Below are 12,966 nucleotides of genomic sequence, written 5' to 3'. Positions count from 1 at the left end.
ACCGGCCGCTGACCCGTCGTTCGCAAGGCAGATTACCCCCAACCATTCAGAGACCATGCGAATTCTGCTTGTCGAAGACGACACCGTTCTGCGCGATGTGATGGTGCGCAGCCTTGCCGATGCAGGCCATCGCGTCGACGTTTCCACCAACGTCGAAGACGCCGATCACCTGTGGCGCGTGCAGCCCTTCGACGCAGTGCTGCTCGATCTCAACCTGCCCGCCACAGCGAGCCCTACCAGCGGCCTTGCAAGCGGCCTCACGGCGCTGCGGCAGGCGCGTGCGCGCGGCGACCGCACACCGGTGCTCGTGCTCACGGCGCGCGGGCGAACCGAGGAACGCATCGCCGGCCTCGACGCAGGTGCCGACGACTACCTCGGCAAGCCCTTCGACCTGGCCGAGGTCGAAGCCCGCCTGCGCGCGCTGGTGCGCCGCGCCAAGGGCACGGAAGACATCGTGCTGCTGGGCCAGCTCAAGCTCGACCGCAAGGCGCGCCGCTTCTCCACTGCGAACGGCCCGCTCGACCTGCCCGCGCGCGAGTTCGAGGTGCTGTGGGAGCTCATGAGCCCGCCGGGGCGCACGGTGAGCAAGCGTGCGCTGTCCGACAAGCTCTCGAGCTTCGACGAATCGCTCGGCGACAACGCGCTGGAGGCCTTCATCTCCCGCCTGCGCAAGAAGCTGCAGGGCACGGGCGCGAGCATCCGCACGCTGCGCGGCATCGGCTACCTGCTCGAAGCCGAGGTGTGATCGACGCCGGTCCGCGCGTGAACGGGCAGCAGCAACAGACCATCGCCGAATCGCAGACGGCTGCGGTGCGCGCGCCGTCGCTCACGCAGCGCGTGCTGCGTAACGTGCTGGTGCCGCTGGCGCTCACGTGGATGGTCGGCGCGGTCATCGCGCTGGTCATCGCCAACTACTTCTCCGAACAGGCCTTCGACCGCGGCATGCTCGACGACGCCTATGCGCTGTCGGCCAACGTGCAGGCCGGCGAGCGCGGCATCGAGCTGATGCTCTCTCCGCGCGAGGTGGCCACCGTGCTCTTCGACCAGGTCGACAAGGTGTACTTCGCGGTGCAGCGGCTCGACGGCTCGCTGATCTCGGGCCAGGCGGGCCTGCAGGCGCCGCAGCCGGTGGACGGCTCGCGCTACCGCTTCTCCGACGTGAACTACGAAGGCAGCACGCTGCGTGCGGTGGTGCTCGAGCACGACGCCGAGCCCGACATCAGCATGCCCTACCGCGTGATCATTGCGCAGACCACGCTGAGCCGAACCGCGCTGGTGCGGCAGCTGCTGGGCTATGCGCTCGCGCCGCAGATCGTGCTGCTGATCCTGCTCGCGGTATGGCTCTGGCATGGCATCCGCAGCGACCTGCGGCCACTGGGCGACCTGCAGCGCGCGCTCGACCGGCGCGACGTGCGCGATCTTTCCCCGGTGCCGGTGGTGCAGACCTCGCGCGAGATCCAGCGCCTGGGCAATGCGGTCAATTCGCTGTTCGAGCGGCTGGGCAACAGCGTGCAGGCGCAGCGCGAGTTCGTGGGCAACGTGGCGCATGAGCTTCGCACGCCGCTTGCGGGCATTCGCGCGCTGGCCGAATACGGCCTGGCCCAGCACGACACCAAGGTATGGCGCGAGCAGCTCGAGCGGGTGTCGGAGCGCCAGGCGCGCGCCAGCCACCTCATCGACCAGCTGCTGGCGCTCGCACTGGCCGAGGAGGCGCGCACAGAGCTCAAGCGCGTGCCGGTGCGCCTCGACGTGCTGGCCGAGCAGACGGTGCTGCGGCACCTGGCGCGTGCCGATGCGCGCGGTGTCGACCTGGGCGCGCGCGGCCTCGACGACGGCGTGATCGTGAACGCCAACGAGGCGCTGGTCGAAGGCATCCTCGACAACCTGATCGACAACGCGCTGCGCTACGGCGGGCGCACCATCACGGTCGAACTCGCTGGCCATACGCTGAGCGTGATCGACGACGGCCCGGGCATTCCGCTGGAAGCACAGCGCGACCTGATGCAGCGGTGGGCGCAAGGCCCGGCGGGAGAGAAGCTGGGCCAGGGCTCCGGGCTTGGCCTGTCGATCGTCTCGCGCTACGCCGAACTGCTGGGCGCGGAGCTGCGGCTCGAAGCCGCCGAGCCCACGGGGCTGCGTGTCAGCGTGGCGTTCGGCGAAGTGGCCTGAACTGCGGCGCTCAGGCCAGCGGCGTGCCCTGGTGGAAGGCCATGCGCCAGCGGCCGGCGCGCAGTTTCCACAGCGAGCTGCGAAGCGAGTCCGCAGCAGGACGATCGGGAATGGCTTCGCGATGCGCACGGTAGGTGACCAGCGCCACGTCGGGTGCCATGCGCTTCACGCGGAAGTCCGAGATCGTGCGTTCGGAAAACGCCTCGTCGCGCAGCGCCTCCACGATGGCGGCACGCGTCCACACCGTGCCCGAGACGCCGAGCTCGTGGAAGTCGTCGTCGAGCAGTTCCTCAAGCCGGGCGGCGCTCGCACGCACCTCGCGCAGGAGCAGCGCGCTCTCTAGCTCCAGCAGCAGCGCCTCGAGGTCCTTGCCTGGTGCGGCTTCGTAGAGTTCGAGCGGCAGGCCGTCGGGGTCGGCGAAGAAGGTGAAGCGCCGGCCCGTGTATTCGTCGATGCGCAAGGGCTCCACGGCGATGCCCTGCGCCGCGAGTTCGGCGGCGGCGGCCTGCACGTCGTGCACTTCGAAGGACAGGTGCCGCAGGCCCTGCGCTTCGGGGCGGGTCGGCCGCGCGGGTGCGTCGGGGAAGGAGAAGAGTTCGATCTGCGAGCCGTCGGGCAGGGCGAGGTCGAGCTTGTAGGAATCGCGGGCTGCGCGGTAGTTTTCCGCGATCACTCGCAGCCCGAGCACCTCGGTGTAGAAGCGCTTCGATATCGCGTAGTTTGAACAGATGACGGCGACGTGATGGATGCGTTCGAGCTGCATCGTGGTCATCGCTTTCTCAGTTGCTTGCGAAGAAAGACGCGCGTGCGCTCGGCGAAGGCGAGTCGCTTGTACTCGACGTAGCCGATGCGTTCGTACAGTGCGCGGTTCTCGGTCATCTTCTCGTTGGTGAAGAGGTAGACCGAGTCGTGGCCCTGCCGCAGCGCTTCGTGCTCCGCGAGCTCGAGCAATGCGCGGCCCACGCCGGTGCCCTGCTGCGCGGGGCGCACCGCGATCACGTCGATCAGGAAGCCTTCGTCGGTGACGTCGAGCACCAGCGCGGCGACGATTCGCTCCTGCTGCTGCGCGACCCAGACCTGCGCGTTGGCGATCGCCGCGCCGTAGTCCTTCGTCATCGGAATAGGCGTGAGGCCGAGGCGCGGAATGTAGTGGCGAAAGGCTTCCACAGCGCATTCGCCGATGGCCGGGGCATCGGTGATGTCCGCGCGCCGCAAGGTCCATGGCACGGCGCTCATGCGTCGAACTCCACCTCGCCTTCGATCTCCACGGGGATGTTGAAAGGCAGCTCCGCCATGCCCACCGCGCTGCGCGAATGCGCGCCGACGTCGGGCCCGAAGATTTCGAGGATGAGATCGGAGAAGCCGTTGATGACGGCCGGCTGCCTGTCGAAGCCCGGAGCGCTCGCGACCATGCCGAACACCCGCGTCCACGCGGTGATGCGGTCGAGGTCGCCAAGCGCGCGCTGCAGGCTGCCGAGCATCGCAAGCGCGGTGAGACGCGCGGCGGTGTAGCCCTGTTCCACGCTCAGCTCGCGGCCCAGCTTGCCCAGCGGCGCGGCGATGGTGCCGTCGGCGTTGAGCGGGCCGTGGCCCGAGATGAGTGCGCGCCTGCCGACGACGCGCACGAACTGGAAGGGCAGCACGACGCCGGGAGGCGGCGTCACTGCGGGCGGAAGAACGAGGCCGAGCGCGGCCAGTCGTTGCTCGATGCGGGCCATGGCATTTCTCTCCTTGGGATGGCGGACACGAAGCGTCCGCCATCTTGCCATGGCCCTCGCTGCGGCTTCGGGCTCAGGCCAGCGTCGGATAGTCCGTGTAGCCTTTCGCGCCGCCGCCGTACATCGTGGCCTTGTCGAGCGGGTTCAGCGGTGCGTTCTCGCGCAGGCGGCGCACGAGGTCGGGGTTGGAGATGAAGGGCTTGCCGAAGGCCACGAGGTCGTCGCCTTCCTTCAGTGCCTCTTCGGCGAGCGGACGGTCGTAGCCGTTGTTGACCATCCAAGCGGCCTTGCCGCCGGCCTCGCGGTATGCGGCCTTGAGGGCTTCGTAGTCGAAGGGGCGGTCCTCGATCTCACGCGGGCCGCCGGTGGCGCCTTCGATGATGTGGATGTAGGCCAGATTGAGCGTCGCGAGCTGCTTCACCACGTAGGTGAAGAGGGGCTGCGGGTCGCTGTCGTAGGCGTCGTTGGCGGGCGTGACGGGCGACAGGCGGATGCCGGTCTTGCCGCCGCCCACGGCGTCGACCACGGCACGCGTGACTTCGAGCAGCAGGCGGGCGCGGTTCTCGATGCTGCCGCCGTAGTCGTCGGTGCGCTTGTTGCTGCCGTCCTTCAGGAACTGGTCGAGCAGGTAGCCGTTGGCGCCGTGGATCTCCACGCCGTCGAAGCCGGCCGTCTCCACCGCGCTGCGGGCGGCGACGGCGTAGGAATGGACGATGCCCGGCAGTTCGCCGGCATCGAGCGCGCGCGGCTCGGAGGTGTCGACGAAGGTGGGCACGCCGTCCTTGATGAGCACGGTCTTCGTCTTGGCGGTGATGGCCGAGGGGGCGACGGGCTTTCCGCCATCGGGTTGCAGTTCGTTGTGCGAGACGCGGCCCACGTGCCACAGCTGCACCACGATTTTGCCGCCCTTGGCGTGCACGGCTTCGGTCACGCGCTTCCAGCTGTCGAGCTGCTCGGTGCCGTAGAGGCCGGGCACGTCGGAGTAGCCCTGGCCCTGGTGGCTGATGGCGGTGGCTTCGGTGATGAGCAGGCCGGCGCTGGCGCGCTGGGCGTAGTAGGTGGCGGCGATGTCGGGCGGAATGGCGTTCGGCGAGCGGTTGCGCGTGAGCGGCGCCATGACGATGCGGTTGGCGAGCTTCAGGTCGCCGGCCTGTACGGGATCGAAAAGAGTGGACATCGTGCGATCGAAAGCAGAGTTGATACGGGGCGCAAGGCTAAGCGCGCAGCCTCAACCCTGCTGTCGCACGGTTGACGGATTGGTGCTAGGGCCTGTTCACACTATTTCCGGGGTCGCGTTGGTGCTCCAAGGGGCTGGATGCAAGGCGCCCGTGCGCAGCAAGGCTTTCGCCTTGCAAGCGCGGGCAACGCCGCAGACGGCCCCTTGGAGCACCAACCCTGCGGGAAGGGCAGCCAGGGCGGGCCACTCGGCGTTGCGCTCCTAGCGTGTGCATGCGCACACGCGTCGTCCCGCGCCTTGACTGGCTCGCCCTGGCTGCCCTTCGCGACCCCGGAAATAGTGTGAACAGGCCCTAGCCGAGCAGCACCAGCAGCGCGGGGCTCACGTGCACCGGCATGGCCAGCAGGATCTGCCCCATGCCCTTGCCCAGCGGATCGTTGCGCAGCGAGGCCATGCCGCCGCCGCCCAGCGCCTGCTCGCAGACGAAGTTGAAGGCGTCGATGCCGGGCACCTCGTAGCGCGTGACGCGGCCCTTGACCAGGTGGGCGAGCCAATCGGCCACGCGCGCTTCGGTGAGCTGTTCGCGCAGCAGCGGCAGCAGGGCAGGGTGGCGCGCGATGACGCCGATGTTCGAGGTGTCGCCCTTGTCGCCGCTGCGGGCCCAGGCCAGGCGCAGCAGGGGCACTTCGATGCGGTCTGCCCCGGAAGAAGACGAAGGCGAAGTCGAGTGCGAGGATGCCGAGGCGATCTCCGTCCGGGCGGCTCTGGCAGGCGAAGGGACGGCCCCGGACGCTCCTGCCGCCGTCGATGGTTCGCTGCGAGGAATGGCGATGCGCTCTCCATCGATGGTCACCGATGCCTCGACCAGCGACTTGTCGAGCAGGAAGGCGTATTGCCGGATCGAAGGCGACACGGACGCGCGCCCGCCCCCCGCGCCGGTGGTGCCCGGGGCCCAGGAGGTGCCTGCAGGAGCGACCTCGCGTGCGAACAGCTCCAGTGCCTCCTTGCGCGGGTGCGTCACCGCGAGCCGCAGTACCGCTTCGCGCGTCTGCGATGCGCGCGCATGCGGGCCGTAGCAGGACTCCGCGCCCAGCACTTCGAGCTGCGTGCCGCTGTAGGGGCCGAAGCCGTATTGCGAGAAGAGCGCACTGGTGCGCGCGAGGATGGCCTCGCCCGTTCGCTTCGCCTTGGCCACCGCGTCGAAGCCCACGATGGTGAGCTGCGCCGCCGTCTTGAAGCCCTCGACATGGGTGGCGCTGACCTTGTAGCTCGCGGTGGGCGCATGGCCGCGCGCGCCGTGCACGCGCACGCGGTGCTCGCCGGCCTGCTCGATGCGCACCTGCGTGAAGTCGGCCACCACGTCGGGCAGCAGGTAAGCGGCGGGGTCGCCGATCTCGTAGAGCATCTGTTCGGCCACCACGGCGGGCGTGACCTTGCCGCCGGTGCCTGCGGGCTTGGTGACGACGAAGCTGCCGTCGGCGCTGCATTCGACGATGGGGTAGCCGATGTTCGGCCAGTCGGGCACGGTGTCCCAGTCGGTGTGCAGGCCGCCGGTGGCCTGGCAGCCGCATTCGATGATGTGGCCCGCGAGGCTGCCCGCGGCGAGCAGGTCGAGGTCGTTCGGCTGCCACTCGAATTCATGCATGAGCACGCCGAGCGTGACGGCGGAGTCGACACAGCGTCCGGTGATGACGACCTGCGCGCCCGCGTCGAGTGCGGCCCGGATGGGCTGCGCGCCGAGGTAGGCGTTGGCGGTGAGCACGCGCTCGGGCAGCGCGGCACCGCTTTGCAGTTCGCGCACGGGCGATTGCGACTTGCGCAGCTCGGGCAGCAGCGGGGACACGTCGTCGCCGCTCACCACGGCGATCTTCAGTGCGATGCCCTGATCGGCCGCGAGCGCCGCGAGCGCATCGGCGCAGCCTTGCGGGTTGACGCCGCCGGCGTTGCTGACGACGCGGATGCCCTGTTCCACGACGTCTTTCAGCACCGCCTTCATAGCCACCGACACGAAGTCGGTGGCGTAGCCGAGCTCGGGCTTCTTGAGCCGCGCGCCCGCGAGGATCGACATGGTGAGCTCTGCGAGGTAGTCGAACACGAGGTAGTCGATCCGGCCGCTGGCCACCAGCTGCGGCGCGCCCACGCTGCTGTCGCCCCAGAAGCCGGAGGCGCCGCCGATGCGAACGATGCGTTCGTCGTTCCTGGCGCTCATCGTCCGCTCCATTGCGGCTTGCGCTTCTCGCGGAAGGCGAGCTGTCCTTCGGCCGCGTCCTCGGTGAGCGCGAACAGGCCGATCTGGCTTTCGGTGAAGGCCATCGATTCCTCGAAGGCCATGGCCTCGATCTTCTTCATGGTGTAGAGGCCGCGACGGATGGCGGCGGGCGACTTGTCGAGCATGCGCCCGAGCAGCCAGTCGACGCTCTCGTCGACGTCGTCGCTCACGCGGTTGACGAGATTCAGTTCAAGCGCCTGCGCCGCGTCGATGGGCTCGCCGGTGATGCACATCTCGGCCAGCACGCGGCGCGGGAGCAGGCCGCCGAGCACGCTGAGCACCTGCGCGGGAAAGAGGCCGACCTTCACCTCGGGCAGCCCGAACACCGCCTGGCTGCCGGCCACGGCCATGTCGCACATCGCCATGAGCCCCATGCCGCCGGCCATGCAGGCGCCGTTGACGCGCGCGATCAGCGGCACGGTCGATTGCCGGGCCTGGCGGAAGAGGTTGGCGAAGCCCTGGTAGGGCGCTGCGTAGTCGAACTTGAACGAGGAGCCGCTGTGCAGGTCGGCGCCCGCGCAGAAGGCGCGCGTGCCGGCGCCGGTGATGACCACGGCGCGCACCGCGTTGTCGCTGTTGGCACGCGCGATCGCGTCGCCCAGGCCCGCGAGCACGGCAGGGCTGATGGCGTTGCGGCGCTCCTCGCGGTCGATGGTGAGCCACATGACGGGCCCGCGCATCTCTTCGCGCAGTTCGGTGGACGGGGGTGTTTCGGGCATGGCGCGGGTCCTTGTGCTTCGGTGTCCGGAGATTTGTTTCTCTCCTGCCCGTAGCGTGGCCCGAAAAAAAAGCCGCATCGTGCGGCTTGTGGCTGAAGCGGTTCGGGTTTTCCCTGAAGAAGATCCGATCCGCTTGTGGCTTCTGCACGCTTTTGCGTGCTTCGGCTTACTTCAGAAGACCTTCGGCCTTCATCGCTTCCTGCACGGCGGGGCGGGCGCCGACGCGGGCATGCCAGGCCTGCAGGTTGGGGAAGCCGGAGATGTCCACGCCGGTCGGCTTGGTCCAGTTGGTCACGGTGAACAGGTAGCCGTCGGCCACGCTGAAGTGTTCGCCCATCAGGTATTCCTTGCTGGCGAGTTCACCGTCGAGCCACTGGAAGCGCGACTTGAGCTTGTCCTTGAAGATGGCCTTGGCTTCCTCGGGCATGTTCGGGTTGAACAGCGGGCTGAAGCCCTTGTGCACTTCGGTGCCGATGAAGGTCAGCCATTCCTGCAGGCGGTAGCGCTGCATGGTGCCGGCGGCCGGCGCCAGGTTCTTGGTGGGAGCGAGGTCGGCGATGTACTGGAGGATGGCGGGGCCTTCGCGCAGGCGGGTGCCGTCGTCGAGTTCGAGCATCGGGACGTAGCCCAGCGGGTTGATGCCGTAGTAGTCGGTGCCGTCCTGGAGCTTGTGGCTCTTGGTGCTGGCCAGCACGGGTTCGGCGGCGATGCCCGCTTCATGCAGCGCGATGTGGGGGGAGAGCGAGCAGGCGCCGGGCGAGTAGTACAGCTTCATTCGAGAACTCCAGTGAATGTCGAGGTTGGTTGGATTTTTTGGGTAAACCGCAGCGGATGCTAGCGGGTTTGGGGGCGTCGCGTTTTTGTCCTACGGCCTCACGCGCAGGGCGACTATCGGGCCTGAAGACGGCGTTTCCTAAGCTCCGTTCCACGGCAGGCAGGGCCTGCTGCAAGGAGAAACGAATGTTGAAGTACGCCATCATTTTTGCAGTCATCTCGCTCGTGGCCGCGCTGCTCGGCTTCGGCGGTATCGCCGCGGGTGCAGCCGGCATCGCCAAGCTGCTGTTCGGCCTGTTCCTGGTGCTGGCTCTGCTGTTCGTGGTGCTGGCCGTGCTGGGCGTGGGCGCGGTTAAAAAAGCGATCGACTGATGCACCTCTCGCACATCGAGGCGCAGCTCGACTACGAAGTTGCCGCCCCTGCGCACATGCTGCTGAACATCGAGGCAGCGCGTTCGGGCATGCAGAGCGTGATCGGGGAGGAACTGGTCGTGGAGCCGCCGACGCCTTTGCGGCTTTTCTGCGACGAGGGAAGCGGCAACCGCTTCGTCCGTTTCGATGCGAAACCGGGGCTGCTGAAGATCGTCTACAAGGCCAGCGTGCGGCGCGCCCACGTGGTGGTGCCGACCGACCTGGCCGAGATGCCGGTGACCGAGGTGCCAGACGAGGTGCTGCACTACATGATGCCGACGCGCTATTGCGAGTCGGACCTGATGTCGCGCTGTGCCCAGCAGCTCTTCGGCGATCTGCCGCCCGGCATCGGCAGGGTGCAGGCGATCGTCGACTGGATTCATGACAGCATCACCTACGAGCCGGGCAGCAGCGATTCGACGACGACCGCACGCGAGGTGTTCGTGGAACGCGCGGGCGTATGCCGCGACTTCGCGCACCTGGGCATCACCTTCTGCCGCGCGCTGAACATTCCGGCGCGGCTGGTGGTCGGCTACGTGTGGTTCGACGAGCCGCCGCAGGATTTCCATGCCGTGTTCGAGGCGTGGCTCGGCGGTCGGTGGGTGCTGTTCGATCCGACCCGCATGGCGCCGGTCGACCGGCTGGTGCGCGTGGGCACCGGACGCGATGCGAAGGACGTGGCCTTCTGCACGATCTTCGGCGACGTGCGCATGACGGGGAAGAAGCTCGTCGTGCGCGAACTGCAGGACGAGAGCCTGCAGCCCTCGATGCCGCCTTCGCCCACCGGCGAGGTGATGGGCATCGAAAAGCCCGTGCCCCTGGGGCAGGTGGACGAAGCGGCGGCCTGACTGGCTTGTTTGCTATAAAAATAATAGCAAACTATTCAGCGGCAGTCATGGAGGCAGCCCTTAGGCGTCGCTCTCCAAGCTTATCCACACAGGGGACGCAAGAGGGTGCGGCCGATTAAAATCGGTGCCCCTTTTGCGCCGCGCACGCGTCAGTTGTGCGCTCCCACTCCAAATGCTGTACCCCGAAGAATTCGACGTGATCGTCGTCGGCGGTGGCCATGCCGGCACCGAGGCTGCGCTCGCCGCCGCGCGCATGGGCGCCAAGACGCTGCTGCTCTCCCACAACATCGAGACGCTGGGGCAGATGAGCTGCAATCCGTCGATCGGCGGCATCGGCAAGGGCCACCTGGTGAAGGAGGTCGACGCGCTCGGCGGTGCGATGGCCATCGCGACCGACGAGGCCGGCATCCAGTTCCGCATCCTCAACTCGAGCAAGGGCCCGGCCGTGCGCGCGACCCGCGCCCAGGCGGACCGCGTCCTGTACAAGGCCGCCATCCGCCGCCGCCTGGAGAACCAGCCGAACCTGAGCCTGTTCCAGCAGGCGGTCGACGACCTGATGGTGGAGGGCGATCGCGTGGTCGGCGCCGTCACGCAGGTGGGCATCGCTTTTAGTGCGCGGACCGTGGTTCTGACGGCGGGCACTTTCCTCGATGGCCGCATCCACGTCGGACTCGACAACTACCAGGCCGGGCGCGCGGGTGATCCGCCGGCGGTCAGCCTGTCTGCGCGGCTCAAGGAACTGAAGCTGCCGCAGGGCCGGCTCAAGACCGGTACGCCGCCGCGGCTCGACGGTCGCAGCATCGATTTCTCGAAGTGCACCGAGCAGCCGGGCGACGGCATGCCCGGCGGGGCAGGGCCGATGCCGGTGTTCAGCTTCATGGGTCGCGCCGACATGCACCCTCAGCAGATGCCCTGCTGGATCACGCACACCAACGCGCGTACGCACGAGATCATCCGCTCGGGCTTCGACCGCAGCCCGATGTTCACCGGCAAGATCGACGGCGTGGGCCCGCGCTACTGCCCGAGCGTGGAAGACAAGATCAACCGCTTCGCCGACAAGGAAAGCCACCAGATCTTCCTGGAACCCGAAGGCCTGACGACCAACGAGTACTACCCGAACGGGATCTCGACCAGCCTGCCCTTCGACGTCCAGTACCAGTTGGTGCGCTCGATGCCGGGCCTGGAGAACGCGCACATCCTGCGCCCCGGCTACGCCATCGAATACGACTACTTCGATCCGCGCGAACTCAAGAGCAGCTTCGAGACGCGCTCGATCAAGGGCCTGTTCTTCGCCGGGCAGATCAACGGCACGACCGGGTACGAAGAGGCGGCCGCCCAGGGGCTGTTCGCCGGCATCAACGCCGCACTGCAATGTCGCGGGGAAGATGCCTGGCTGCCGCGCCGTGACGAGGCCTACCTGGGCGTGCTGGTCGATGACCTGATCACCAAGGGTGTGACCGAGCCGTACCGCATGTTCACCAGCCGCGCCGAGTTCCGGTTGCAGCTGCGCGAGGACAACGCCGACATGCGCCTTACCGAGATCGGGCGAAAGCTGGGCCTGGTGGACGACGAACGCTGGGATGCCTTCAGCCGCAAGCGCGATGCTGTTTCACGTGAAACAGAGCGGCTCAAGTCGATCTGGGTGAACCCGCGCAATCTGCCGGCATCGGAATCGGAGCGGGTACTGGGCAAGGCCATCGACCACGAATACAACTTGGCTGATCTACTGCGCCGGCCCGATGTGAGCTACGAGACGCTGATGACGCTCGATGGCGGCAAGTACAGCGCCCAGGCTCCGCTGAGCGAAACCGAGATCGAGCAGATCGAGATCTCGGCCAAGTACTCCGGCTACATCGAGCGCCAGCACGACGAAGTGGAGCGGGCGGCGCATTTCGAGAACCTGAAGCTGCCTGCCGATTTCGACTACAGCCAGGTCAAGGCACTGAGCTTCGAGGTCCGGCAGAAGCTGAACAAGCACCGTCCCGAGACGCTGGGACTGGCCTCGCGCATCTCGGGCGTGACGCCGGCAGCCATTTCCTTGCTGATGATCCATCTGCGCAAGGGCGGTCACAAGGCATTCGCCCCGGGGGCTACCGAAGCTGCCGCCACGGAAGCCGCCGCCGAATGACGGCGCCGATTGATACGCTGCGCGCTGGCGCAGCCACCATGGGCGTGGCGCTGTCCGATGCCCAGGGGGAACAGCTGCTGGCCTACGGCACGCTGATGCTCAAGTGGAACAAGGTCTACAACCTCACGGCGCTGCGTGATCCCGCCAGCGTGCTCACGCACCACCTGCTCGACAGCCTGGCGGCTGTTGCACCGCTGCAGCGCGAGTGGGCAGGGAAGGGCAAGCTGCTGGACGTCGGGTCCGGCGGTGGACTGCCCGGCGTGGTGATCGCGATCATGCGGCCTGATCTGGAAGTGAGCTGCCTTGATGCGGTTGCCAAGAAGGCGGCATTCGTTCAACAGGTTGCAGCCGAACTGGAGCTGCCGAATCTTCGCGGGCTGCACGCTCGAGTCGAATCGCTGGCGGGAAGTTACGAAGTCATCAGCTCGCGCGCCTTTGCATCCCTGCCGGATTTCTTCAGCGGCTCGATGAACCTGCTTGCTCCGGGCGGTGTGTGGCTCGCGATGAAGGGCAAGGTGCCGACCGACGAACTGGCGGCCGTGCCCAAGGGCGTGTCTGTGTTTCACGTGGAACAACTGACGGTTCCCGGCCTGGATGCGGAGCGCTGCATCGTCTGGGCTCGCAAGATCGCCGCTTAGATCGGCACCTGATTCACAAAAAGAGGGCGCGACACCGGTAAAAGCCGGTGTCCGAACGATCTTCGCGGCGGTGTGCTCGCTTAGACTCGATGCCTCCCTCTGGTCTCTTCCCCGG

General features: G+C 67.5%; 13 protein-coding genes. 6 read left to right on the top strand and 7 right to left on the bottom strand.

Going from position 1 to position 12,966, the window contains the following annotated elements:
- Positions 1-55: 55 nt before the first annotated feature.
- Both FHY06_RS18580 and FHY06_RS18575 read left to right on the top strand, forming a co-directional pair.
- Entirely contained in the window at positions 56-745 is a 690-nt protein-coding gene (locus tag FHY06_RS18580) for a response regulator transcription factor (RefSeq protein ID WP_019653620.1), read from the top strand.
- Positions 742-2,169: a sensor histidine kinase gene (locus tag FHY06_RS18575; RefSeq protein WP_311733708.1), complete on the top strand. Its 1,428-nt coding sequence runs from the start codon at positions 742-744 to the stop codon at positions 2,167-2,169. Before FHY06_RS18580 ends, FHY06_RS18575 begins: the two co-directional genes overlap by 4 nt.
- A gap of 10 nt (positions 2,170-2,179) precedes the next feature.
- Here FHY06_RS18575 and gloA2 read toward each other — a convergent pair whose 3' ends face one another.
- The 7 genes from gloA2 to gstA form a co-directional block, all read right to left on the bottom strand.
- Positions 2,180-2,941: an SMU1112c/YaeR family gloxylase I-like metalloprotein gene (gloA2, locus tag FHY06_RS18570; RefSeq protein WP_260310514.1), complete on the bottom strand. Its 762-nt coding sequence runs from the start codon at positions 2,939-2,941 to the stop codon at positions 2,180-2,182.
- Complete coding sequence (locus tag FHY06_RS18565) at positions 2,938-3,405, bottom strand: GNAT family N-acetyltransferase (protein ID WP_184605992.1); 468 nt, start codon at positions 3,403-3,405, stop codon at positions 2,938-2,940. Before FHY06_RS18565 ends, gloA2 begins: the two co-directional genes overlap by 4 nt.
- Entirely contained in the window at positions 3,402-3,887 is a 486-nt protein-coding gene (locus FHY06_RS18560; protein WP_126183562.1) for a RidA family protein, read from the bottom strand. Before FHY06_RS18560 ends, FHY06_RS18565 begins: the two co-directional genes overlap by 4 nt.
- A gap of 73 nt (positions 3,888-3,960) precedes the next feature.
- A complete protein-coding gene (locus FHY06_RS18555; protein WP_126183561.1) occupies positions 3,961-5,064 on the bottom strand; it encodes an alkene reductase in 1,104 nt (367 codons plus the stop codon).
- A gap of 352 nt (positions 5,065-5,416) precedes the next feature.
- Positions 5,417-7,273 (bottom strand): acyclic terpene utilization AtuA family protein, encoded by a 1,857-nt coding sequence (locus FHY06_RS18550; RefSeq protein WP_184605991.1) that lies wholly within the window; start codon positions 7,271-7,273, stop codon positions 5,417-5,419.
- Positions 7,270-8,052 (bottom strand): enoyl-CoA hydratase/isomerase family protein, encoded by a 783-nt coding sequence (locus tag FHY06_RS18545; protein ID WP_145759449.1) that lies wholly within the window; start codon positions 8,050-8,052, stop codon positions 7,270-7,272. Before FHY06_RS18545 ends, FHY06_RS18550 begins: the two co-directional genes overlap by 4 nt.
- A 166-nt stretch (positions 8,053-8,218) precedes the next feature.
- Positions 8,219-8,827 (bottom strand): glutathione transferase GstA, encoded by a 609-nt coding sequence (gene gstA / locus FHY06_RS18540; RefSeq protein ID WP_019653612.1) that lies wholly within the window; start codon positions 8,825-8,827, stop codon positions 8,219-8,221.
- 185 nt (positions 8,828-9,012) lie between these two features.
- Here gstA and FHY06_RS18535 point away from each other — a divergent pair, with 185 nt between their 5' ends.
- The 4 genes from FHY06_RS18535 to rsmG all read left to right on the top strand — a co-directional run bounded on the left by FHY06_RS18535 (position 9,013) and on the right by rsmG (position 12,851).
- Positions 9,013-9,198, top strand: a complete 186-nt coding sequence (locus FHY06_RS18535; protein WP_019653611.1) for a DUF1328 family protein — start codon at positions 9,013-9,015, stop codon at positions 9,196-9,198.
- On the top strand, positions 9,198-10,085 hold the full coding sequence (locus FHY06_RS18530; protein WP_184605990.1) for a transglutaminase-like domain-containing protein: 888 nt from the start codon (positions 9,198-9,200) through the stop codon (positions 10,083-10,085). Before FHY06_RS18535 ends, FHY06_RS18530 begins: the two co-directional genes overlap by 1 nt.
- Positions 10,086-10,257: 172 nt before the next feature.
- Positions 10,258-12,213, top strand: coding sequence for a tRNA uridine-5-carboxymethylaminomethyl(34) synthesis enzyme MnmG (gene mnmG, locus FHY06_RS18525; RefSeq protein WP_184605989.1), 1,956 nt, complete (start codon positions 10,258-10,260; stop codon positions 12,211-12,213).
- Positions 12,210-12,851 (top strand): 16S rRNA (guanine(527)-N(7))-methyltransferase RsmG, encoded by a 642-nt coding sequence (gene rsmG, locus FHY06_RS18520; RefSeq protein ID WP_184605988.1) that lies wholly within the window; start codon positions 12,210-12,212, stop codon positions 12,849-12,851. The genes mnmG and rsmG overlap by 4 nt, the downstream gene beginning before the upstream one ends.
- Positions 12,852-12,966 lie beyond the last annotated feature (115 nt).

It is taken from the genome of Variovorax atrisoli (assembly GCF_014195185.1).
GTDB lineage: Bacteria > Pseudomonadota > Gammaproteobacteria > Burkholderiales > Burkholderiaceae_C > Variovorax > Variovorax atrisoli.
The sequence above is the reverse complement of the archived record's forward strand: the minus strand, read 5'-3'. Positions and strand labels throughout refer to the sequence as shown.

What these genes read in the sequence shown, in the direction of transcription:
- FHY06_RS18580 (WP_019653620.1), top strand. Translation starts at nt 56, where the DNA reads ATGCGAATTCTGCTTGTCGAAGACGACACCGTTCTGCGCGATGTGATG.
- FHY06_RS18545 (WP_145759449.1), bottom strand. Translation starts at nt 8,052, where the DNA reads ATGCCCGAAACACCCCCGTCCACCGAACTGCGCGAAGAGATGCGCGGG.
- FHY06_RS18555 (WP_126183561.1), bottom strand. Translation starts at nt 5,064, where the DNA reads ATGTCCACTCTTTTCGATCCCGTACAGGCCGGCGACCTGAAGCTCGCC.
- FHY06_RS18530 (WP_184605990.1), top strand. Translation starts at nt 9,198, where the DNA reads ATGCACCTCTCGCACATCGAGGCGCAGCTCGACTACGAAGTTGCCGCC.
- FHY06_RS18550 (WP_184605991.1), bottom strand. Translation starts at nt 7,273, where the DNA reads ATGAGCGCCAGGAACGACGAACGCATCGTTCGCATCGGCGGCGCCTCC.
- FHY06_RS18560 (WP_126183562.1), bottom strand. Translation starts at nt 3,887, where the DNA reads ATGGCCCGCATCGAGCAACGACTGGCCGCGCTCGGCCTCGTTCTTCCG.
- gstA (WP_019653612.1), bottom strand. Translation starts at nt 8,827, where the DNA reads ATGAAGCTGTACTACTCGCCCGGCGCCTGCTCGCTCTCCCCCCACATC.
- FHY06_RS18535 (WP_019653611.1), top strand. Translation starts at nt 9,013, where the DNA reads ATGTTGAAGTACGCCATCATTTTTGCAGTCATCTCGCTCGTGGCCGCG.
- mnmG (WP_184605989.1), top strand. Translation starts at nt 10,258, where the DNA reads ATGCTGTACCCCGAAGAATTCGACGTGATCGTCGTCGGCGGTGGCCAT.
- FHY06_RS18565 (WP_184605992.1), bottom strand. Translation starts at nt 3,405, where the DNA reads ATGAGCGCCGTGCCATGGACCTTGCGGCGCGCGGACATCACCGATGCC.
- gloA2 (WP_260310514.1), bottom strand. Translation starts at nt 2,941, where the DNA reads ATGACCACGATGCAGCTCGAACGCATCCATCACGTCGCCGTCATCTGT.
- rsmG (WP_184605988.1), top strand. Translation starts at nt 12,210, where the DNA reads ATGACGGCGCCGATTGATACGCTGCGCGCTGGCGCAGCCACCATGGGC.